We start from the raw sequence: 22218 nt of genomic DNA, 5'->3' as shown, positions 1-22218 counted from the left end.
ATCAATAACCCTGCCATAAGTGGGAAAGTCTTGTTCAACTTAACTTCCTTCCTGCTTACTCTAGCAGATTGCGTTCCGCCAAAGGCACATCTTGTCCAATTCAATCGCAACAGGCGGGATCAGGTAAAGAGATTACCATGCATTCTTCGGACATCGCATCCGGACTGTGATACGAACGCTGATACAGGGATGTGGTCCAAGCGCGAGAAAATCCAATGTCAGAACACAAGCTGCTTCGGTCGGAACTTGGGTTTTCACGGTGCTTCCCCAAGCTTGGAACACTGGCTTCTTTTGCAAGCGCTACTGTTGCATTTCTGGCATGGATCGAGCTCGCCCACGCCGATAGTCCCGGTTTGACTCTCATCGACTCATTCAAGGTGGCGGACAAATCGGAAGGCTTCTCGGAGCCTTCCGGATTGTCTCTGTCCAACGCCGAAGGCTTCTTGTGGTCAGTAAGCGACGCTGAACCTAGACTGCACCTACTTGGAGTCGACGGGGCATTAGGAAACTCTATCAAGCTTCCATCGTTGGCGGGATCAGATCTGGAGGGCGTCGCATCGCGAAAAGATGGGTCTGTTTTGGTGCTTCAGGAAACTGATCGATCAATCCTAGTCGTTCACCCGACTGACCCCATTCAATTTACAACAATACCTCTCACATCTCTTAAAGGTTACCCGGCCGCCGCTGAATTACTCGTCGGCAACCCATCAAACAAGGGACCCGAAGGTATCACCGTTGACCCGGAATCCGGGCGGGTCTTCGTTGGCATTGGCGGAATAGGGGGTTCAAATGCCTCCCGAATGCCCAAGTTTGCCGCGTGAGCGAGAAACTGCAAGACTTAACAAATAGGAAAACCGGGCTGGGAGCTGCGGTAGTCGAAAACAGGTGCCAATGAACTTTAACGAAAAACTTCTGACTCTGAGGTCGCTCTTCGTTGCGATGGCGTCGGTTCAGGTCGTAACGGCCGCATCTGCGACGCTTGTCGCATTGTACTTCGCCGAAACAGGCGCGTCACAAGAAATCGCAACGCTCGCTCCGGCATTTTATTCCTTGGGCTTTCTCGTTGGATGCTTCTACATCGCCGGATGGCTTGGCGCGATCGGTCGTAGGCGATCGTTCGCGGCCGGAGCCGCCATTTGTACGGCCTCTGCACTGACCTTTTCCGTAAGCGAATTGGTGCCATTCCTTCTGATCGTTCGTTTTGCGACCGGTGTCGCAACGGCTGGATTGTTCGCGATTGGAGATGCCTGGATAAGCGAGTCTGCCGACAAGGCGAGCCGCGGAAGGCTGCTTGCTGTCTATGCGATCGTCATGGGCACAATGTCAGTGGCCAGTCAATTCTTGATTCAGGTGCTGCCCGACGATCTAGACGAGGCCTTTGTGTTCATCTCCATGCTGTATTGTCTCGCGATCGTTGTCTTCTCCGCCGCCCGAACCGATCCACCGCCCCTGAAGTCAAGTGCAAATGTTCGGATAAAGGCGCTGTTGCAAGACTCGCCCACGGCATGGGTCGGTGCATTTGTGGTCGGTATGGTCGCTACGACTCTATTAAGTGTTGCGCCATATCGCGCCGCGGTCCTTGGCATCGAAACAAGGGAAATCGGGCTTGCAATCGGAATACTTTACCTCGGGCGGATCGTGTTCATGTATCCGCTGGGCAACCTGTCCGACCGAATGGATCGTCGCTTAGTCATTCTGGTGAGCAGTGTTCTAGCAGCACTTCTGTTGGCAAGTGTTGCGGCTCTTGGATCTGGCGACGATACCGCATACATCCTGGCTGCCGGACCCGGTTGGCAATTGTTGCAACTGGCCGCATTCCTCCTTTTAGGAGGAACTCTGCTGACCTTGTACTCATTGCTCGCCGCTCACGCGATGGACCGTACGCCACCGGTTTTTGTAGCGTCTGCTTCCGTTACAATGCTGTTTGTGAACACTGTGGGTGCGATCGTTGGACCTCTTGTGGCTGGTGCTGTTTCGGGAGTTTTTGGCGACATCTCACTATTCTGGTTTCTTGTAATGATTACAGTAAGTTACGCCGGTTTCGCGGGTCTCAGGCTCACTCGGAAGGATGCTGCAGCCAACGCTGAGAAAACGCACCATGAAGTCGCTCAAACAACCAGTGTCGAGCTAACACCGGAAGCAAAGAGATAGGAAAAAAAATGACTCATGGAGGCGGAAACACACTTAGAGCCGAGTGGCCAACCGGGCTTATCTGGTTGACGTTTGTCGTGATGACTTTGATTGGAAGTGCGCTAAAGCCTGATGTTATCGGTTCGGGCGCTTCCTGGATCATGCTGGGCGCGATTTTCGCAGTTATGCTCGCCACTGTCTTTCGAGTTGTTCATCATGCCGAATGCCTGGCGATCATTTTCGGCGAACCTTTTGGTACGCTGATCCTGACGCTCTCGGTTATCGGCATCGAAGTCGCCCTTATTACCGCCGTCATGTTGAATGGCGATAACAACCCAACCCTGGCACGGGACACGATGTTCTCTGTTCTGATGATCGTTATGAACGGTCTCGTTGGCCTGAGCTTGTTGATCGGCGGTCTCAGTCACGGTCTTCAGGTCTTCAACCTTTCAGGTGCCAACGCTTACCTTGTCGTACTGCTACCGATTGCGTTAACGAGCCTCGTCCTTCCCAGCTTTACAACCTCAGCTGAGGGCGGAGGGTTGTCGCCACTTCAAGCAGGGTTTCAAGTGGTAATGTCTTTGGTGCTCTACGGCATCTTTCTAGCCTACCAAACCCTCGGAAAACCGGAGATTTTCCGGCAACCGGTCGAAGATATCCCCACCACCGGTGGATCATCTGTCCATGATCTTGAACCGAAAGGAATTGCCTATCACGTCGCGGGGCTGTTGCTGGCTATGTTGCCTATTGTCCTGCTGTCGAAGATGCTTGCGGTCTATGTTGACTTCAAGATTGCAGAGCTTGGCGCGCCTGTTGCACTTGGGGGTTTTCTCGTCGCGACTATGATTTTAACGCCTGAAGCTCTGGCAGCGCTGGATGCTGCAAGGAGTAATCAACTTCAGCGCGCGGTGAACATTTGCCTTGGTTCAGCCGTGGCTACCATTGGATTGACTGTCCCGGCCGTTCTGATCGCGTCGGGTATTGTCGGCAGACCAATCGAACTGGGCCTTGATGCCCCGGAAATCGTCCTGCTCGCTCTCACACTTGCAGTTAGCATTGTCACATTTGTTGGAACGCGCACAAACTCGCTGCAGGGGGTCGTGCATCTGGCCGCGTTTCTCACGTTTGTTGTACTGATATTCGACAGTTAGATTAGTATCAAAACGAATGAGCGAGGCTGAGATCATGTCCGGTCAAATTCGAATCCAACGTACAATACGCGAGCGGCTGGAGATAAGTTTAACAATGGCTGCCCTCGCAGCTTTGCTATTCATGGTCGTCCTATACAACGATATCTCAAGCTTTGCCGGCCGAGAAGTTGACCAACTGCCTTGGCCACTGATTTATCGCTACCTCCTATCCATGACCGCAGGTGGAGCCGTCGCAGGATACTTACTTGCTGGAAGATTCGGTCGTCCAGGGCTTACAGGTTGGATTTCAGCAACACTGTGGGGGTTGGTGGCAATTCTTGCTGCGGGCTTTCTTGGGAGCCTGATCGGAATTCTGCCGGAACGTCTTTCAGATGGTTTTCAGTCAGCCGACCTCGTCGCAGTTGCGGCCGGTGGATTAATTTTGCCCTTTGCGGCCAACGATTGGCCTTGGCTTTTTTTGCTGATCCCATTTGCAATCGGTCTGGCACACTTGCGAACTCGCAGGAGCGTAAAAAAACAGGAGTCCTAGCAGCCACCAAATTCGGAATGTCTTAAAGTGCAAAGACAATCGGCTAGTCTGCCTGCTTAAGAAGAACAACCTCTGCGAGCTTAGAGCAGCCGTTTGCCGCGGAGCAGCGCCCAACGGTAGGATCAACGGCAGTTTTGGGCTCAAAACAGTCGTTCGCTGCACTTGTCGTGAATGACCGCTTTGCGGACGTAGTTGCCATAGCCCGGTTCAATTTGAATGTCCGCAATGGCTGCAGACATTCTGAAGTCCGTGGCGAGATTTACCGACGAATTTTTTAACTGATCAAGTTAAGGGCATTAGTTTTGACCACTCTGCCAGTTTGGTAATGGATCAAATCCCAATTGCAGCAAGACGTGCGGAACATCCACGAATACCCAGTTTTCAACAAGAAGGCTATCTTCCCGACGCCACCAGTCGCAGACCCGCATAAAGACCCTCTCGTTTGTGGGACTCTGACCCAAGAATGGTTTCACGTTGACACCAGTCAGGGACGGCCAACCACCTGAGCACGTGTAATTTCCGTCTCCATACCTTGTGAAATGCTTGGTCATCCCATTGTTTTTCGTTCCACCCGACCATCCTTCAAACTGCGATTCAAAAGGGACTTGGAACGATGCAAATTCCTCAATACCCACAAAGCTTCCAAAGGCGCCCGGGCCATACCACATCATGTTGTCGTGCCAGTAAGGTCGCCACGCCTCATCTTCGGTCGCCAGTTTGTTGAGCATATCCGTCACGATCTGATAACTGCGTTGGCCCTCGGCCAGATCGGTGACATCCTTAAGGACGCCGTCTCCGCTCGCCGGTCCTTGGATTAGCCCTGTGTAGCCGCGCGATAATCCCGGCCCCATGGGCAAGGGCCATTGATTGCACCCGATCATCAATTCCGGAATGTCGAGGTAGATATAGCTTTCGACCACCTTGCCTTTCTCGATGCGGTGAAACTCGCCATAGCGCAGATAGCTTAGCGTGCCGGTTGCCTTGATGCCGATCCAGTCTTGGGCAAACTGTCCGACATAGTAGCCTGTGGAACTGATCCAGTCCTGTCCTTCAAATTGACCCGCCATGAAAATGTCGTCCCGTCTATAAAGTCCGTCAAAAGACTGCTGTAAAGGACGCAAGAACGTGTCGAGGTATTTGTCTGCCCCGTGCAGTTCGTTGAAAGGGTGGACAACATTGATGTTGGCGTCCGCAGCGAAGAACGCGGCAATTGCGCCAGAAAAATCGTTTGGATGCCTTAGGGCCTCTGCATAGCGCAGATAGAGTGAACGGTCATGTGATGACATGATATTTCCTTTTGAATGCTTTGATGTGGTGAATCTGGTTACTTGTAACCCGGCCCCGCACGCATTCTGGCAAAAGGAATTCGACCCGGACGCCTTGAGCGCACTGCAAGCAAACGCAGTGCTGCGTTTTCCGCAGATGATCGCACGGAAAGAAGGCTTTTTTGTCCCATAGGCCGACAGTAGCGCTTTTGTCGTGTTGAGCAAGAACAGATTAGGGGTACGCGATGCCGCTGCCATGATTATTGGGCTACGGCCATGTCTAGGCCCCCTGATCGTGCAGAAATGATCAAAGCCGACCTTCACGCAACCTGCAGCATTTGGGAAGTTTGGGCTCATAGTTGCCGTTAACGGCGCGGTGCATCAATGACTGGTATGCGGACTTTGCAGTCATTTCGATTTGCAGAGCGTGCGCCTCCAACTGCAAATTCTAAGCCGCTGCAAATGTATAGCTTTTTGCGCAATTTGATATTCATCAAAGACAATATTTGAACCTTCTGAAAACCTTGCACTCTCAAATTGAAATGTCGAGAGGTGCCACTATGCAAGATACCTGCAGGCTGAGATGGCAATGTTCAGATTGGTAGCGGTTCTTTTGGCGGCCGCCTTTCTAATCGCGACAGGTCCCATAGAAGCTGCGTATGCTGAGCCCGAGGTTAAAATCCCTGATGTGACCTTTTCCGAGGGAGCAGAGGAAGCCTATCAAGCTGTCTCCCCAAAATTCTATGGAGTACTTCAGCCACACTGTACTGCCGCGGACATGTTGACCGTTGAAAAGGCATGGAGGTTCACTGTGCACGTCATTTTCGAAACAGATTTTTTTAAGCAACCTTCTCCAATTCACGAAGAGGAGCTCGTGAAAATTGAGCAGCAAGCTGAAGCAATTCCACAAGAGATCGGTAAGTTGCCACCCCGCTGCCAAGAAGCATATTGGGCGAATGTTGATCACGCTGTTTTCGAAGTAACTATCGTAAATTGAAAACCAAACAGACGCAGCTGGCGGGAGATTGCCGGTTTACTGGTTTTGCTGGCAACGGTCTTTTTGAGTTTGCGCCTGATCACGCATTTCGGTCGTGCCGCAACAGCTAGCTGCAGCCTGTCATACTGGCGTTGGATGCATGTCCGCATTGGGCTCGGAGCGGACATTTCGTGAAATCTGCTCAACATCTGCTTTGCGGACAAAGCAGACTTCAACAGTGTTCCAACACAGCAGCCATTTTACGGTTCGTGTCACACTCAGGATCTACGGTCTACTCCGAATTTGGCTTCTGCTTCAATCAAGCCGACTTGCGGAAAATCCGTCGCAAAGGTCGAGCTAAGCGCCGGTATTTGCTTTTTAGTTTCGACATGTGTTTGTCTTTCTACAGGACGCAAACGATCGTAAATCATGTGAAAAAAATATGTGTAAATCGAATAGGTTAACGTCAAGCCCAGATTGAATGCTAAGGCGGCTGACAGTGTATGCCCGCCGATCCACATAAGAAGCGGACAAGTTATCAAAATCGCTGAAACTTCATGCAGTGTAGCGTGTAAAACTCTAAGCCTGTGTGGGCGTTTGCAGGCCAGTCGGTTGGTAAAATGTCTATCAATCACGTCAAAAAAGGTATTAAAGATCGGCGACCAGACCATTACTGCGATAGATAATACGGCAATTGTTGCAAACCCATGTACCATTGATGACCCGGCCAGTTGGGCATAAATGGGGGAAACAAAAAAAATACCTACTAACTCAAAACTTGAAGTCTGAATGACGCGTTCTTTAACTGACCTAAGTGTCATTTTTCTGCTCCAATACAGTAGTTCTTGCCACATCAAAAAAGGCATCTGCTCACTCAGGAAAATGACCCACCCGGACGCTGAGCACGTTTCCCGAGCAGCCTGCTTTCGCCGCTTCAATGATGATGATTGACCAGTGAAGATGATTTAGCTGTGAAGTCAGTCACACTGGACAATTTTAACGAAAAACTGGACATCTGCTCTCAACAATACGGTTTGCTGCAGTGCGGTTCTGTTTGACCATCAATTCGCGAACTTCCTGAAAAAGTTAGTCGACCTCAACGAATAGGTTGAGTTAAACACGTTGGCCGACTGTCAAACACAAGTTCGCTTTTAACGACCGCATTGGGCTCGCCTCGGTCATCCGGGTCTTTTTATCAGATGACGGCTTTTCTGCGTTAAGCGGCCGTAATTCCACTGGACTTGCGCGCCAAACAGAGCGGTACTGTCTGTGCCGCGACGCACCTGGCGCCGCGCGCCGCCTTCTCCGCCCGGGCCTCCGGGCTCTGCTCAGTAGCAGGGTCACTTCCGACCTGCCTGAACAAAATGGAGAAGACCTATGACAAAGTCACCGAAACCCAAAACCAAGAAAGCACAGCTTATCCAGATGCTGACCCGGAAAGCCGGCGCCGACGTTGCGACGATCAGCGACAAGCTCGGCTGGCAGTCCCATACGACTCGGGCGGCGCTGACGGGTCTGCGCAAGGCGGGGTTCGAGATCTCCGCCGAGAAACCGGGCGAGGGCAAGCCTTTGAGCTACCGCATCACCGCCCTACCGGCGGATGCCGCCTGATGGTGGACAATACGGACATCGCTGCGCGCTGGGCAGACCTCGGCCAGATGGATCGGGCAGTTCTGCGCGTGGCCTGGGCGGCGGCGTTTGGCGACGCCCCGCCGCACTTCCTGTCGATGATCTTCATGCGCAAGGCGCTGATCTGGCATGCACAATGTCAGGCCTTTGGTGGGCTGACCACCGAGGTGAAACGCGCGCTGAAGTCTGCCGCGGGCGGCAAATCGGTCAGGCCACCGGCGCCCGCGATCAAACCTGGAACACAGCTGGTACGCGAATGGAACGGCAGGCGGTACCAGGTCGAGGTCCGGGACGACGGCTTCGTGATGAACGGTGATCATTATAAATCGCTGTCCGCCATTGCGCTGCAGATTACCGGCACCAGCTGGTCGGGACCGCGGTTCTTTGGTCTCAACGGCAGGGCAGGGACGGATATATGAAGAAGATCCGCTGTGCCATTTACACCCGCAAAAGCTCGGAAGAAGGGTTGGAACAGGAGTTCAACTCGCTGGATGCGCAATACGAGGCTTGTGCTGCCTACATCGCCAGCCAAAAGGCGGAAGGCTGGGTGCTGTTGCCAGACAGGTACGATGATGGCGGTCTCTCGGGGGGCAGCATGGAACGGCCCGGACTGCAACAGTTGCTGGCCGATATCGACCGGGGTGCTGTGGATCAGATCCTTGTTTACAAGATTGACCGGTTGACGCGCTCGCTGGCAGACTTTGCCAAGATGGTCGAGCAGCTGGATGTGGCGGGGACGTCGTTTGTCTCCGTCACGCAGTCCTTCAACACCGGCACCAGTATGGGGCGGCTGACACTGAACATGCTGCTGTCATTCGCCCAGTTCGAGCGTGAGGTCACAGCGGAAAGGATTCGGGACAAGATCGCGGCATCCAAGAAGAAGGGCCTTTGGATGGGCGCAACGGTGCCCCTGGGCTATGCCGCTGATGGGCGGTCTCTCAAGATCGCCGAGCCGGATGCCGGGGTGATCCGCACGATCTATGACCTCTACCTTAATCACCGGAACACGCGCATCGTTAAAGAAGCGGTTGATGTCCTCGGTCTGAAGACCCCTGTCAGAACGCTGATCTCGGGCAGGGTGAAAGGCGGCGCGCAATTTAGCTATGGCCATATACACTATATCCTGACGAACCCGGTCTATGCCGGTCGCATCCGGCACCACGCCAAAGTCTATCCCGGCCAGCACCCGCCGCTGATCGATCCGGAGGTCTGGGACAGCATCCAGGAACAGCTCAGATCGGATGCAGCAAAAGACCGAACCTTCACGAAGCGGAACCGGGATGGTGCCAGAGCATCAGCTTCACCACTGGCCGGCAAGATCTTTGATCAGACCGGGGATCGCCTCACGCCCAGTCATTCAAAAACGGCGAAGGGTCGCAAACTCAGATACTATGTCTCGCATCGCCTGGTCCGGGGAACGGCGCCGCGCGACCCGTCAGGGTGGCGGTTGCCGGCTGCGGAGCTGGAAGACAAGGTCGCTGATCTGGTCAGGCATCATTTGAAAGAACCGGAAGTTCTCGCAGGCATTTTATGCGACGCGACCGCAGATGAAACCGCCGTGATCGGAACCCGTTTGTCCCGCCGGTTCACGGTCGACGCTGCCGCAGACAAAGATACGATGCGCCACTGCCTTGATCTGGTCGCCCGCATCGATATCGCGCCCGGCGATATCCTCATCACCTTGTCAGGCGAACATCTCGCACATCATCTTGATGTGGATGCGGCGCGCATCAACGAAGACCTGCTAACTGTCACCTCAGCGTTCCAGCACCGCAAGCGGGGCGTGGAAACCAAACTGATCATCGGCGACGCGCAGCCAGAGATCGATGCAACCCTGCTGCGCAACGTCGCCCGCGCGCATCGGTACTTTGATCTGGTCCGGTCGGGAAAAACCTTTGTTGAGATCGCGGAATCCGAAGGCGTCTCGAAACGCCGTATTCAGCAAGTCATCGAACTGGCCTTCTTGGCACCGGATATCATCAGAGCCATCCGCGAAGGTCGGCAGCCCGTTGGCATGACATCTGACCGCCTGATCAGACATTCCTTCTCACCGATCTGGACAGAGCAGCGCAACGCTTTCGCCGCAACTTAAGCTACAGCATCAAGATCAATTCATGCGCCTGCGGCGCTGATCGTCGCCTGCTTCGGCTTCCGGCGATACGCCACTAGGTTATGACCGCATGAACGGCGATGGTCTCACCATCGAAATCCACCAAACTGCTAGCGCGGAAATCGCGATTCCAGACTTTTGAGGGAAACGGGCAGGATATCGCAGTTCTGTCGATCTGGGGTAAATTGACACCTCTGAAAGCGCCCGAAATGACGCGCTGAACTCCAGAAATCTACATTATATCAATAGCTTAGGTGATGGTGGCTGGGGTGGTAGGATTCGAACCTACGATACACGGTACCAAAAACCGCTGCCTTACCACTTGGCTACACCCCAACGGTGAGCGGCTGTCTACGACTGTTGCTTTCGGGGTTCAAGGGCTTTTTTGGACAAATATCATATCGATCTGCAAATTTTTCTGACAGCGGTTTGGTGATGTCTACCGCTATTGGGAAACTGCTCGAAGTATTGAAAGATGGTGAATTCCAACGATTGGTTCAGGTGAGTGTTTCTTGGATTTCTTGGCAAAGGCGCAGATTTTGGTCTATGTATGTGAACTTCAACCTGCGACTGCGTTTCAATTGCGTAATGCGCCTATTAAACTGTTGAAATATTGTGTTAAAATAAAAATATGACGATTGAAAATTCCCGATCACTCACCTAGGTGATTATTGTCCGCTATCCAAAAAAGGAGCCTATTATGAAGCTGAACTTGCAAGTTGCAGAGGCATTGAACAAGCAAATAAATAATGAGCTTCATGCTTCGTATACCTATCTGGCGATGTCGGCCTATTTCGAGGCGCAGGACCTGCCAGGTTTCGCCAGTTGGTTCCGGGGGCATTCCGCAGAAGAAGATACTCATGCAATGCGTATTTTCGACTTTATCGCCAAACGGGGTGGCCGGATCAACCTGGAGGGCATCGCCAAGCCGCAAAAGGAATATGAATCGCCTGTTGATGTGCTCGAACAGGCTCTGGTGCAGGAACAGACAGTAACCGGGCAGATCAATGCGTTGTTCGAGCTGGCGCACGAGGTCAAGGAATTCAGTACGCAGAATATGCTGAACTGGTTTCTGGCAGAGCAGATCGAGGAAGAGGATTTGTTCACTTCGATATTGGATAAGGCCAAGGCGGCCAACGGAGATCGCTGGAATCTATTGCTGCTGGATCAGGAACTGGCCAAGCGCGGCAACGGGCAAGCCGAGGGTTAACCAACACAGAATTCAGGATAAGGGGTGGTTATTCCCGAATTTCAGAGGGATCGACCCCCCAAAGATTGTTCTTGAGGGTCCAGCCACGATAGCCTCCGGCCGAAATGCGGCACCAATCCGGTGTACATTGCTCTAGTCGGGCGACAACCCCGGTTTCGAAATGCGCGTTCACCTGCGAATTTTGGTCGGGCAGGGTGTAAACCGGCAGCAAGTCGGATTCTATGAGAACAGTCCGCACGCCTGAAAGCAGAGCGTAGTGAACCCAACCCCCTGCGCCGTCGTGGTCCTGCACTTTGCGCCAGTTTCCGTATTCAGCCGTGATCTGCAGCGGCATGCCGCGTCGCTTGAACACCCAGTCGATTCGGTGGGTCAGAGATGGGCCGCGGCGCACATTACCCTCGGCCGCTTTCATTGAGACATATCGGGGTAGAGGCAGATTCGTGACTTGGCCACGTTTTTCCTGCGCAGACGCGGCCACAGCGCCAAACGCGAGAAGAAACACCGAGATCAACGCCACAAAATGGCGATTCACTGAAAAACTAGCACTCACTGCCTGTCTGCTCTTATGCCTGTCGATCGTGCGTAAAAAAGGTTGAGACGATGCCCAAGGGGTTCTTGTGCCCCGTGTAATCCTGCGCCACGATGCCATGGCGCGCGGCTGTTTGCAAAGCGGTAGGAGGGCTAAGGTGCCAAGAGAACGTCTGAGTGTTGTCGTTACGCGACGGTTACCCGAAGCGGTGGAAACCCGGTTGAGCGAACTTTTCGATGTAAAGCTGCGGGACAACGATGATCCCATGACACGCGAAGAACTGACTGCCGCAGTGAAAGAAGCAGATGTGCTGGTCCCAACCATCACCGATATCATTGATGGTGGTATTTTGGGGCAGGCAGGCGAGAATTTGCGCTTGATTGCGAACTACGGTGCGGGTGTCGACAATATAGATGTAGCAACAGCGCGGCAGCGCGGCATTCTTGTTTCCAATACTCCAGGCGTACTGACCGACGATACCGCAGATATGACGATGGCACTGATCCTGGCGGTGACCCGGCGTATCCCTGAGGGGCTGGGCGTCATGCAAAAAGGCGATTGGGCCGGGTGGGCTCCGACTGCCTTGCTGGGTGGCAGGGTTGGTGGACGCCGGTTGGGTATTCTTGGCATGGGCCGGATCGGGCAGGCGGTTGCCCGCCGTGCCAGTGCCTTTGGAATGCAGGTGCACTATCACAATCGCCGCCGCCTGCGCCCAGAGATTGAGCAAGAGTTGGAAGCGACCTACTGGGAAAGTTTGGACCAGATGGTTGCGCGCATGGACGTCATCTCGGTCAACTGCCCGTCGACGCCTTCGACATTTCACCTGATGAATGCGCGGCGCTTGAAATTGATGAAACCCTCGGCAGTGATCGTGAATACTTCACGTGGTGAAGTTGTAGACGAAAACGCGTTGACCCGGATGATCCGTGCGGGGGAAATTGCAGGCGCGGGCTTGGATGTTTATGAGCAGGGCACGGACGTTAATCCTCGCCTTCGGCAACTGCCAAATGTAGTTTTGTTACCTCATATGGGCTCTGCCACGCTCGAAGGTCGGATCGAGATGGGTGAGAAGGTCATCATTAACATCAAGACATTCGAGGACGGCCATCGGCCGCCTGATCAGGTTGTGCCTGCAATGCTATAGGCCGCGGCCTGAAGGAAAGGGAACGCAATGGTGCAGGCAGCCGCTTTGCAGCGAAATGAATCCGGAATAGAAACCGCTGTCGGAGTTCTGAAACAAAGATTTGGGGACCGGCTGCAGACCGGTGCTGCGATCCGTGAGCAGCACGGGCACACTACGACCTGGATCGAGAACCAGAGCCCTGATGCGGTGGTCTTTCCGCACTCTACCGAAGAAGTTGCGAATATCGTTAAGGTCTGTGCCGCGCATAAAGTGCCGGTAATCCCTTTCGGTACAGGCACTTCGCTTGAGGGGCATGTGAATGCGCCTGCCGGTGGGATTTCCGTCGATCTGAGCCAGATGGACAAGATACTGGCAGTCAACGTCGGTGATCTGGATTGCGTTGTACAGCCGGGTGTCACCCGCGCCGATCTGAACACCCATCTGCGGGATCAGGGGCTGTTTTTCCCCATTGATCCCGGCGCGAATGCGTCTCTGGGTGGCATGGCCGCGACGCGCGCGTCTGGCACCAACGCAGTGCGATATGGGACAATGAAAGACAACGTGCTTAGCCTTGAGGCCGTGATGCCTGACGGGCAAGTGATCCGCACTGGACATCGGGCCCGCAAGTCCTCGGCCGGGTATGATTTGACGCGTCTGTTGATTGGTGCCGAGGGGACGTTAGGCATCATCACTGAGATCACTTTGCGTCTGCATGGTATACCGGAGGCCATCAGTTCAGCGCGTTGTTCATTTCCAACAGTGGATGCGGCATGCCAAGCTGTGATGCTGACGATTCAATATGGCATCCCTGTTGCCCGGATCGAACTGCTGGATCAGATGTCTGTCAAAGCGGCAAACGCCTATTCAGGACTTGATTTGCCTGAAGCGCCGCTGTTGCTGTTGGAGTTTCACGGCTCGGACAGCGGAGCGGCTGAGCAGGCCGAGACCTTTGGGCAAATCGCGGAAGAATTCGGTGGCAGCGATATCACCACCACCTCGACAACCGAAGAGCGCAACAAGCTGTGGCAAGCCCGGCACGACATGTACTGGGCCAGCCTGCAATTGCGACCGGGCGCGCAGGGGATCTCAACGGATATTTGCGTTCCGATCTCGCGCCTGGCCGATTGTGTGACAGCCGCACAGGACAAAGCCGCTGAGTTGGGATTGCTGGCCCCGATTGTGGGTCATGTCGGAGACGGAAACTTCCATACTCTGTTGTTGATCGATATGGACAACCCGACTGAAGTCGCGAGCGCTGAGGATTTCGTTGGATGGCTGAACGATATGGCTATTTCGATGGAAGGCACCTGCACTGGGGAGCACGGAATAGGGCAAGGAAAACGCCCTTATCTGGTGAAAGAACTGGGTGCAGCCACGGCCTATATGGCGGCGATAAAATCGGCGCTGGATCCTGATAACATCATGAATCCGGGGAAGATTCTTTAGTATATAAGCTGTATGTCGACGGACAGATAATTCCAAGGATCGGTCATATCCACGCCCAAATTTCATAGGATTGAATCTCTTCAGAGCACTAATTGATTCTGAGGTTGATTTATGGGCGCCTTGCGGTTCATTGGATTTTTGCTGATCGCGGCGATTGTTATCGCGGGTCTTGACTATTACCAGCAGGATAAAAAGCACGACGATACATTGTCCTTTGCAGGTTATATCGAAACGATCAATGATCGTTTCGGCTTGTATAAGGCCGAGCAGGTCGCCAAGCAGGCCGAACGTGAGCGCAAGAAAAGCTGGGATGCGGGCACAAAATCCTTTTTGCCATCTCCCCCCGAGGGTTGGAGCCGCTATGATCTAATAGATGCCGATAGCAAGCCGGTTCAGGCGGTTCTGTCGGGGTATGAAATCTCGCCCATGATCAGCTCTATTTCCGGTCAGGCTGAATTGCAGCGCCTCACGAATGAGGGGCGCGAGGGTCTGATACGTAAGCTGGCAGAGTCGGGTTATATTTATGAAAAAGATGGTGAAATCGTCTGGTTTGACATCACTTTGAAGCCTAAGAAAGCACGCAATACTCTGGTTGGTCTGGCACTGGGGCGACAGGCCGACTTTATGAACGCGATGCAGTTTTCTAACGGATATGCCGTCATTGATGGCGTGGCGTTTGCGGAAGTGACCGAGGGTCTTTCTGGCGAGCTTCAAGAAAGCGACATCCGTAAGATCAAAGGTCGCATCGGATTTGATGAAGAAGTTGTGTTGCGTCTGCACACCAATGCAAGCGATGCCACGATCCGGCAGTTTTTGAATTCAGTCGATTTGGCTGGGCTGAATGCACTGTTGGAATTTCCCTCGGTTGCGACAGGGCAGGGTATTTATGTTCCACTGGATGAACAGCCTGAAATGGCAGGAAAAATGCTGAACCTCTATGGCAAAATGGTGGCTATGCAGGACAAGGTGACACAGCAGAAACTCGAGAACATGGATATCGGAGCTGTGATGTTGAACACGCTCACAGCGACGGATTTCAACGCAGAAGGTCTGGCCGATATCACTGGCGGCAAAGTCTTTGAAAATCAGGACAATTTGCAGATGGCCTATGGAAAGGCGCTTGAGTTGATTTTGCATTCGGATCAACGTCAAGCCGACGCCAGCCCGACTGACACGGGTGGCGGTTTTATCAATGGATTGCTACAGAAAATCCCCGATTTTGGGGCATTAGGCGGCGGCGCCGTCGCCACTGCGGCAAACGCAGGACGCTCAGACGTCCGTGTTCGAAAAGGAAACGAAGGATCTTCCTGCGCAATGAGTGGAAGCTCTAAACGCTGCACCTTCGGTAAAAACTGATCGGATTGTCACGCCCGAACAACGAACCTGCATCAATTGTGGGTCGTTTTTCTATTATCACTGGTCGGATGAATGTCGCGCCGGGCGCCACAAATGCGCCATATGGTGTCAACAGATTCCAAGGGGAGACACCCGGCTATGAAAACCCAAGTCAAAGCACTGGTTGTCGGCGGCGGCGCCGTCGGAACCTCGATTGCCTATCACCTGGCCAAGGCAGGCTGGGATGATGTGATGCTAATCGAGCGGGACGAACTGACATCCGGTTCCACCTGGCACGCAGCGGGCCTGTTGCCGTTGTTCAACATGTCCTATGCGACGACCCACATCCACAAATACTCGGTCGATTTCTACAAGACGCTTGAGGAAGAAACCGGGCTAAATGCCGGTTTCGCTGTGGTCGGCAACCTGCGCATGGCACAGACGCAAGAGCGTATGGACGAATACATGCTCTATGCGTCCACAGCCGAGACCTGTGATGTTGCCTACGAATGGCTTACCCCTGACCAAATCAAAGAGCGCTGGCCGCTGATCGAAACCTCGGACCTGAAGGGTGCAATTTATCACACTGAGGACGGCTATATTAACCCTGCCGACGTAACGCAGGCGATGGCCAAGGGTGCTCGTCAACGCGGCGTCGACATTGTTCGCAAGATGCAGGCCGATGCGTTCCATTGGAACGGCACCCACTGGGAAGTCACCTGCACCAAGATGGTCGAAAAGGGCGGCAACCTCGTTCCTTCAGATGAGCAGGTTGTGATCACTGCCGAGCATGTGGTGACCGCATCAGGCAACCACGCGCAGCGCACTGCCAAGATGTTGGGCATCAAGATGCCTGCCATCCCGGTCGAGCATACCTTCATCGTCATGGACAAAGACCCCGAACTGGTCAAATGGCGCGAAGCGGGCAACCCCGAACACCCTGTTGTCCGCGATGCCGACAACGAATCCTACGCACGCGAAGAACGTGGCGGCTGGATACTGGGTATCTACGAACATGGCGCTCCTGCGCAGTTCGAACATGGCGTGCCGGACAGCTTTCGCGCTGACCTGTTCCCGCTGGATCTGGACCGGATTGCCGATCAGTACATGGCGATGGCAGAGCGTGTTCCCTCCTGCGCCGAATCCGGTTTGAAAGACGATTTCAATGGTCCAATCTGCTACACCCCCGACGGCAACCCGCTGGTTGGTCCGGCTCCGGGCCTGCGCAACATGTGGCTGGCCGAGGGTTTCTCGTTCGGCATCACCGCTGCAGGCGGCACCGGCTATTATCTGGCACAGATGATGGTCGATGGCGAAGCCGAGATCGACATGGCTTCGCTGGACCCCAAGCGTTACTCGTCCAACTGGATGACCACCGAATTTGCGGCGCGCAAGAACGAAGAGTGCTATGAGCACGTCTACATCCTGCACCACCCGGATGAAGAGCGTGAAGCCTGCCGTCCACTGCGTACTGTTCCGGCTTATGACCGGCAGAAAGCCCGTGGCGCTCAGTTTGGCTGGGTCAACGGCTGGGAACGTCCGAACTATTTCGGCCCACTCGACGCGCCAGACAACTTCGACAAGGAAAGCCGCTCGTTCCGTCGTGGTGGCTGGTGGCAGTATGCCGTCGAAGAAGCCAAAGCGATCCGAGAAGGCGTTGGCCTGATCGACGCGTCGGCCTTTACCAAGCATGTCGTCAAAGGCCCCGGTGCGACCCAGTTCCTGGACTGGTTCACCTGCAACAAGCTGCCCAAGGTTGGTCGCATCAACCTGACCTACGCGCTGACTTCGCACGGCACCACCCGCACCGAATACACCATCGTCCGCAACGGCGAGAACAACTACTACATCGTCTCTGCCGGTGCCTGGACCGAGTACGACGCCGACTATCTGCGCAAGGCGGCCGAGGACAAGATGGAGGAGTTCGGTTATATCGAGATCCAGGACGTGACCACCCAGTGGGGCGTATTCGCCATCGCCGGACCCAAGTCGCGTGACGTGCTGAAGGAGGTCATCAAGGACGCCGATCCGGAAACTGCACTGTCCAACAAGCGCTTCCCGTGGTTGTCGGCCCGTCAGATCGAACTCGGCATGTGCCCCGTGAACGCGATCCGTGTGGCCTATACCGGTGAACTGGGTTGGGAACTGCACCACCCGATCGAGATGCAGAATTACCTGTTCGACCTGCTGGAAAAAGCCGGTGAGAAGCACGGTATGAAGCTGGTCGGCGCGCGCGCCCAGAACTGGCTGCGTCAGGAGAAATCCTATCGCGCGTTTGGTACAGAACTGGGCCGTGACGCAACCCCTCTGGAAGCTGACCTGCCACGCTTTGTTGATCTGTCGAAAGACTTCTACGGCAAGGCCAAGCTGGAAGAGACCGGCGTACGCGTGAAATGCTGCACTCTGCTGATCGACGGGCCGGGCGATGCCGATCCATGGGGCCGCGAGGCGCTGTACACGCCGGAAGGCGAGCGCGTCGGTCGTCTGACCTCCGGTGGCTATTCGGTGGCCTTCGAGAAGTCCATCGGCATGGGCTATGTGAAGCCTGAACTGGCGGTCGAAGGTACTAAGCTTCAAGTCAAAATTCAGGACAAACTGTGGGATGCGGTCGTCACATGCGACAGCCCCTACGATCCAAAGAATGAAACCATCCGTAAGGACGGCTAATAACTTAGAAAGGCGGCACAAACCTGTACCGCCTTCCCCCAAAAGCCCGCCTCTGGTGGGCTTTTATTATGCGTTCAACTCATCAAAGCAGTCTAGGGCTTTCGCCGCATACATCATAGATGGCCCGCCACCCATCTGCACCGCCATCGCCAACACATCCGAAACCTCATCGCGAGTGGCGCCTGCTTTGACCAACGCCTCGGTATGAAGGGTGATGCAAGGCTCGCACCGAACGGCGATCGACATGCCTAACGCGATGAATTCCTTGGTTTTGTAGTCCAGGATCCCACCTTCTTTGACCGATTTCCCCAAGGCACCAAAGGCTCGGGCGGTATCGGGAATGGCACCGTTGAGATTGCGCAGGCTTTTGCGGGTCCCGTCTAGTGCTTCGTGCCAGCTCATTACAACATCCTTCTTAAAACATATGATAAATTGCATATGATACATAAGAAGGCGACCGGCTTTGATCCTGATCAGATTGCTGCCTTTTGGCCTATGAATGCCAAGTTGTTCGCTGGCATCTGAACGACCTCGACCAGTTCGAGGTCATTTTCAGAGAACAGCGCCATTATCTGGGTGTCATCTTTGTAGCCAATCTCTGGATCCTGATGAACCAATGCGTCGTGAAATCTCTGGTCGCCTTCGCTGGTCAAGCGCCCATGACGTTTGAAAGGGCCATATAGCACCAAACGCCCGCCCAAGTTCAAAACGCGCGCGGCTTCGGCAATCAAGGTTTCAGCCTCGAGTAAGCTGATCAGATGTAAGAGGTTGACCAGCACAACCAAATCTTGCCTTGCTATGGTTTTGTGCCAACCTGCCGCGGTTGCATCCAGATGAAGTGCAGGGGAAGTGTTTCTCAGCCCGGTCGAATAGGCGTCAATACTAGCGCGCCGTTCCGAGGTGACTTCGCTGGGTTGCCAATGAAGTCCGGGCAACCGCCGGGCAAAGGCCGATACATGCTGACCTGTGCCACTGGCCAGTTCCAACGCGCGGCCCGATGATGGGGCAACACGCGCAATCAGATCACAAAGCACCGCCGCGTTTCGGCTTGCTGCTGGGGCGACAAGCATGCCGTCATCACCTTCTGTGGCGACGCTTGCATTGGGGGGCAGTTTACGCAGCGTCATCTGCGCAACCTTTCGGGCTTCAGCATTTGCACAGTTGTGGCATCAAGTGATGGTTCAGTACCTGTTACAAGATCTGCCACAAGTTGCGAGGCAGCCGGGGCCGTCTGAAACCCGTATCCGCCCTGCGCGGCAGACCAGATAAAGGTTCGGTCTGTGGGATCTGGCCCCAGAACCAAAGTGCCATCCGATACAAAGCTGCGCAGCCCGGCCCAGTTTGTTTCAACACGTGTCACCGGTTCTGTCACCATGGCCTCGTACCGTGCCAAACCTTCTGCCAGAACCATGTCGTCGGCATAGGCATCATGGGGTGAGGTCAGGTCGGTCTCGCAAGGTGAAACGAGTAACTTTCCGGCATCGGGTTTGGCATACCAGGTTTCAGCGACCCCCAGCATCATGGGCCAGTTTTTCACATCATGCCCTCCAGGCGATGGTAGGCGGGCCATGGATCGACGAAATGGAGTAATACCGATTGGCTGGATTTCTACCATTTGCGCCACTTCGTCCACCCATGCGCCAGCGGCATTTACCAAGTTGCGGGCTTCAAAGGTGTCAGAGGCTTCAACGACCCAGTGACCGGACTTGCGAATGCTGCCGACCTTCTCTCGGGTCAGGACTGATCCACCGTTACGTCGGATGATCCGTGCAAAATCCTGCAACATCCGGTCCGTATCTATGTCAAAGGCAGTATTGCTGATGGCAACATGTCCTACGGTGTCGGCATTCAGGATCGGGATTTGCTTTGTGGCCTCGTCCAGAGAAATTTGCTGAACTCCAAGGTCTTGAGCTTCCTTCAGGAACAACTCTTGTTGATCCTTGGCACCCACCAGCATCAATCCACGCGGTGTCAGGTATTCATTGACTTCAAAGAAAGCAGCGCTCTTTTCGTTCAGAGCTTTGACGGAGGGCGGCCCATATCCCTTTTCAAACAGGGCGGCGGACCGACCTGAGGTGTGATAGCCCAACGCATCCTCTGCTTCTAACACCGTGACGGTGCCGTGCTTGGACAGGCGGGCACCCGAGCTTAACCCGGCGATACCGCCGCCGATAATCAGGAAATCAATCATACGTGTTCTTTCGCTTCCGGCCGCGGGATGATCAGTGTGACGCATAATATACCCGTGACCTGTGCTGACCATGGCACGCGTGCCTTCAAACGAAAAGACGCAAGCACCATGCACAGGAAACTTGATCGCAAGCGATCAGCCTGCTCTTAGTGCAATCAAAGCGAGATTCGGAGGCGGACGTGAACTCGGCAGACATTCACCCGATGGCAACGGGGCATATACCCTCTTATGTAACGCAGGCGGACGGTAGCGACTACCTCTTTACCTTTATGGTCATTTTCACCGTCGGTTTGGTGGTTCTGATCGGGGTCGCGTATTTTACGCTGCATTCGATCCCGGAAAAAATGGCGCATGAGAATAACCATCCACAGTTTCAGCTGGTTGGAATACTCGCGCTGTTGGCTTTGTTTACCCACAACGGAATATTCTGGATTGCGGCAATTCTTGTCGCGGGTTTTCAGTTCCCCGATTTTGCTGCTCCGTTACGGTCGATTGCAGATGCCATCCGATCCCTGGCACCGGGGCAGGATAAAGCCGTGGTTCCTGATCCACCCGAACCGGAAATTGAGCCCGAACCCTCAGAACCGGCAACGCAGGGGCACTGAACCATGATTGAGACGATGCTGTGCGCACTGATCACCGTGCTTCCCGATTATCTGTTCCGCCGCTTTGTTCAGGGCAAACGGATCGGGCATGAGATTACTCTGTTCACCATGTGGTATGAACTGCGTTGGGGGTTAACGACCTGCGCTATTCTGGCACTGACGGTGATCACCACTTTGTTTTACTTCCATCCGGCCAGCAAAACGGCAGCCTCGTACTTCCGGACGGTCACGATCCTTCCACAGCTCGGCGGCCGCGTTTCCGAAGTTTATGTGCGCAACAATGAGCAGGTGACAGCAGGGCAGCCGATTTTCCGGATTGAGGATTTCACGCAAACAGCACAGGTTGAAGCTGCCCATGCGCAAATCGCGCAGGTTCAAGCCTCATTAAAAGTGGCGGAAACCGATCTGGCCGAGGCAGAGGCAGGCATTGCAGGTGCACGCGCCGCTTTGGATCAGGCGCTTGAAGATCTCGAGCGGAATACAACATTGCGCGACGAAGGGTCCAGTGCCGTGCGCCTGGCCGAGATCGACCGGCTTGAGAATTTGGTTGCCGAGCGTGAGGCTCAAGTCACGGCCGCCACATCCAAGCGCGCTGCTGTGGTGCAGCAGATCGAGGAACTGATCCCTGCCCAGCTTGCCAGCGCGAATGCCCAGCTTGACGCGGCATTGACCGAGCTGGACAAGACCATAATCAGCGCAGGTGTCACCGGTCGCATCGAACAATTTGGGCTGCAGGTCGGCGATTACGTGAGCCCGTTATTGCGGCCGGCAGGCATCCTTGTGCCGTCTTCTTCGGGGCACGACCGGTTTCAGGCTGCGTTCAACCAGCTTTCAGCGCAAGTGATCAAACCAGGCATGATCGGTGAAATTGGGTGCATGACAAAACCCTTCACAGTGATCCCTGTCGTCGTCGTCGAGGTACAAGATGTGATCCCTTCAGGTCAGATCAGGCCAACCGATGAATTGCGTGACGTCCAGACCAATACCAAGCCAGGCTCGATCCTCGTCTATCTCGAGCCGCTTTATGAAAGCATGGTCGATGATGTGCCGCCGGGAAGCAACTGTCTGGCCAATGTCTACACGGATAACCACGCCAAGCTGGAAGACGAAAACCTTGGGTTCTGGGAAAAGTCATTCCTGCATGTGGTCGACACCATTGGCGTTGTCCACGCTGCGGGCTTGCGGTTGCGGTTGATCCTGATGCCGGTGAACACTCTGGTTTTGACTGGACACTAAAACCGGCTCCTAATCCATTGCTTGGTGTTTGACCCGGTCCCTGGCAGCCATGTGTTCAACGTGGTTATGTCGCTGAACTTGCGCAG

At 54.3% G+C, this 22218-nt stretch carries 21 protein-coding genes and 1 tRNA gene; 15 read left to right on the top strand and 7 right to left on the bottom strand.

Annotation, left to right across the window (positions count from 1 at the left end; translation table 11 throughout):
- The first annotated feature begins 215 nt into the window (after positions 1-215).
- From ACR0MQ_RS15385 to ACR0MQ_RS15370, 4 genes are all read left to right on the top strand, one after another.
- The gene (locus tag ACR0MQ_RS15385; protein ID WP_480609182.1) at positions 216-821 is read left to right on the top strand and encodes an SdiA-regulated domain-containing protein; all 606 of its coding nucleotides are present in this window, start codon (positions 216-218) and stop codon (positions 819-821) included.
- Between the two features lie 70 nt (positions 822-891).
- The gene (locus ACR0MQ_RS15380; RefSeq protein ID WP_480609180.1) at positions 892-2151 is read left to right on the top strand and encodes an MFS transporter; all 1260 of its coding nucleotides are present in this window, start codon (positions 892-894) and stop codon (positions 2149-2151) included.
- A gap of 8 nt (positions 2152-2159) precedes the next feature.
- A complete protein-coding gene (locus ACR0MQ_RS15375) occupies positions 2160-3281 on the top strand; it encodes a calcium:cation antiporter (protein ID WP_480609178.1) in 1122 nt (373 codons plus the stop codon).
- Positions 3282-3297: 16 nt separating this feature from the next.
- A complete protein-coding gene (locus tag ACR0MQ_RS15370; protein ID WP_480609176.1) occupies positions 3298-3810 on the top strand; it encodes a hypothetical protein in 513 nt (170 codons plus the stop codon).
- A 296-nt stretch (positions 3811-4106) separates the two neighbouring features.
- Here ACR0MQ_RS15370 and ACR0MQ_RS15365 read toward each other — a convergent pair whose 3' ends face one another.
- Positions 4107-5096: a hypothetical protein gene (locus tag ACR0MQ_RS15365; RefSeq protein WP_480609174.1), complete on the bottom strand. Its 990-nt coding sequence runs from the start codon at positions 5094-5096 to the stop codon at positions 4107-4109.
- Between the two features lie 568 nt (positions 5097-5664).
- Here ACR0MQ_RS15365 and ACR0MQ_RS15360 point away from each other — a divergent pair.
- Positions 5665-6072 carry a hypothetical protein gene (locus ACR0MQ_RS15360; protein WP_480609172.1) on the top strand — a complete coding sequence of 136 codons (408 nt, stop codon included), beginning with the start codon at positions 5665-5667 and terminating at the stop codon, positions 6070-6072.
- 257 nt (positions 6073-6329) lie between these two features.
- On the opposite strand, the gene ACR0MQ_RS15355 is transcribed toward ACR0MQ_RS15360, so the two are convergent.
- Positions 6330-6917, bottom strand: coding sequence for a PACE efflux transporter (locus ACR0MQ_RS15355; RefSeq protein WP_480609170.1), 588 nt, complete (start codon positions 6915-6917; stop codon positions 6330-6332).
- A 511-nt stretch (positions 6918-7428) separates the two neighbouring features.
- Between ACR0MQ_RS15355 and ACR0MQ_RS15350 the strand changes: the two genes are divergently transcribed.
- Genes ACR0MQ_RS15350 through ACR0MQ_RS15340 form a run of 3 tightly spaced genes read left to right on the top strand, consistent with a single transcriptional unit; the run spans position 7429 to position 9772 of the window.
- On the top strand, positions 7429-7662 hold the full coding sequence (locus ACR0MQ_RS15350; RefSeq protein ID WP_480609168.1) for a DUF3489 domain-containing protein: 234 nt from the start codon (positions 7429-7431) through the stop codon (positions 7660-7662).
- Positions 7662-8099, top strand: a complete 438-nt coding sequence (locus ACR0MQ_RS15345; RefSeq protein ID WP_480609166.1) for a DUF2924 domain-containing protein — start codon at positions 7662-7664, stop codon at positions 8097-8099. Before ACR0MQ_RS15350 ends, ACR0MQ_RS15345 begins: the two co-directional genes overlap by 1 nt.
- The gene (locus tag ACR0MQ_RS15340) at positions 8096-9772 is read left to right on the top strand and encodes a recombinase family protein (RefSeq protein ID WP_480609164.1); all 1677 of its coding nucleotides are present in this window, start codon (positions 8096-8098) and stop codon (positions 9770-9772) included. Before ACR0MQ_RS15345 ends, ACR0MQ_RS15340 begins: the two co-directional genes overlap by 4 nt.
- A 279-nt stretch (positions 9773-10051) precedes the next feature.
- Here the strand turns inward: ACR0MQ_RS15340 and ACR0MQ_RS15335 are convergent.
- Positions 10052-10126, bottom strand: a tRNA-Gln gene (locus tag ACR0MQ_RS15335).
- 364 nt (positions 10127-10490) lie between these two features.
- Here ACR0MQ_RS15335 and ACR0MQ_RS15330 point away from each other — a divergent pair.
- Positions 10491-11000 (top strand): ferritin, encoded by a 510-nt coding sequence (locus tag ACR0MQ_RS15330; RefSeq protein WP_170476722.1) that lies wholly within the window; start codon positions 10491-10493, stop codon positions 10998-11000.
- A 28-nt stretch (positions 11001-11028) separates the two neighbouring features.
- Here ACR0MQ_RS15330 and ACR0MQ_RS15325 read toward each other — a convergent pair whose 3' ends face one another.
- A complete protein-coding gene (locus ACR0MQ_RS15325) occupies positions 11029-11550 on the bottom strand; it encodes an SH3 domain-containing protein (protein ID WP_411353642.1) in 522 nt (173 codons plus the stop codon).
- Between the two features lie 136 nt (positions 11551-11686).
- Between ACR0MQ_RS15325 and ACR0MQ_RS15320 the strand changes: the two genes are divergently transcribed.
- The 4 genes from ACR0MQ_RS15320 (at position 11687) to ACR0MQ_RS15305 (ending at position 18100) form a co-directional block, all read left to right on the top strand.
- Positions 11687-12673, top strand: a complete 987-nt coding sequence (locus ACR0MQ_RS15320; protein ID WP_170775137.1) for a 2-hydroxyacid dehydrogenase — start codon at positions 11687-11689, stop codon at positions 12671-12673.
- Between the two features lie 27 nt (positions 12674-12700).
- Positions 12701-14098 carry an FAD-linked oxidase C-terminal domain-containing protein gene (locus ACR0MQ_RS15315; RefSeq protein WP_170775135.1) on the top strand — a complete coding sequence of 466 codons (1398 nt, stop codon included), beginning with the start codon at positions 12701-12703 and terminating at the stop codon, positions 14096-14098.
- Positions 14099-14209: 111 nt separating this feature from the next.
- Positions 14210-15454: a hypothetical protein gene (locus ACR0MQ_RS15310; protein ID WP_170775133.1), complete on the top strand. Its 1245-nt coding sequence runs from the start codon at positions 14210-14212 to the stop codon at positions 15452-15454.
- A gap of 138 nt (positions 15455-15592) precedes the next feature.
- Positions 15593-18100: a GcvT family protein gene (locus ACR0MQ_RS15305; RefSeq protein WP_480609160.1), complete on the top strand. Its 2508-nt coding sequence runs from the start codon at positions 15593-15595 to the stop codon at positions 18098-18100.
- A gap of 66 nt (positions 18101-18166) precedes the next feature.
- Here the strand turns inward: ACR0MQ_RS15305 and ACR0MQ_RS15300 are convergent, their stop codons facing one another.
- The 3 genes from ACR0MQ_RS15300 to ACR0MQ_RS15290 all read right to left on the bottom strand — a co-directional run bounded on the left by ACR0MQ_RS15300 (position 18167) and on the right by ACR0MQ_RS15290 (position 20291).
- Positions 18167-18502 carry a carboxymuconolactone decarboxylase family protein gene (locus ACR0MQ_RS15300; RefSeq protein ID WP_170775129.1) on the bottom strand — a complete coding sequence of 112 codons (336 nt, stop codon included), beginning with the start codon at positions 18500-18502 and terminating at the stop codon, positions 18167-18169.
- A gap of 71 nt (positions 18503-18573) precedes the next feature.
- Positions 18574-19227 carry a DUF938 domain-containing protein gene (locus tag ACR0MQ_RS15295; RefSeq protein WP_480609157.1) on the bottom strand — a complete coding sequence of 218 codons (654 nt, stop codon included), beginning with the start codon at positions 19225-19227 and terminating at the stop codon, positions 18574-18576.
- Positions 19224-20291: an NAD(P)/FAD-dependent oxidoreductase gene (locus ACR0MQ_RS15290; protein WP_170775126.1), complete on the bottom strand. Its 1068-nt coding sequence runs from the start codon at positions 20289-20291 to the stop codon at positions 19224-19226. Before ACR0MQ_RS15290 ends, ACR0MQ_RS15295 begins: the two co-directional genes overlap by 4 nt.
- Positions 20292-20470: 179 nt before the next feature.
- Here ACR0MQ_RS15290 and ACR0MQ_RS15285 point away from each other — a divergent pair, with 179 nt between their 5' ends.
- Complete coding sequence (locus ACR0MQ_RS15285; RefSeq protein WP_480609155.1) at positions 20471-20896, top strand: hypothetical protein; 426 nt, start codon at positions 20471-20473, stop codon at positions 20894-20896.
- 3 nt (positions 20897-20899) lie between these two features.
- On the top strand, positions 20900-22132 hold the full coding sequence (locus ACR0MQ_RS15280) for an HlyD family secretion protein (protein ID WP_170476706.1): 1233 nt from the start codon (positions 20900-20902) through the stop codon (positions 22130-22132).
- The last annotated feature ends 86 nt before the right edge of the window (positions 22133-22218 follow it).

The organism is Ruegeria sp. AN6 (assembly GCF_056540425.1).
This window is presented reverse-complemented; position numbering and strand designations above follow the sequence as displayed.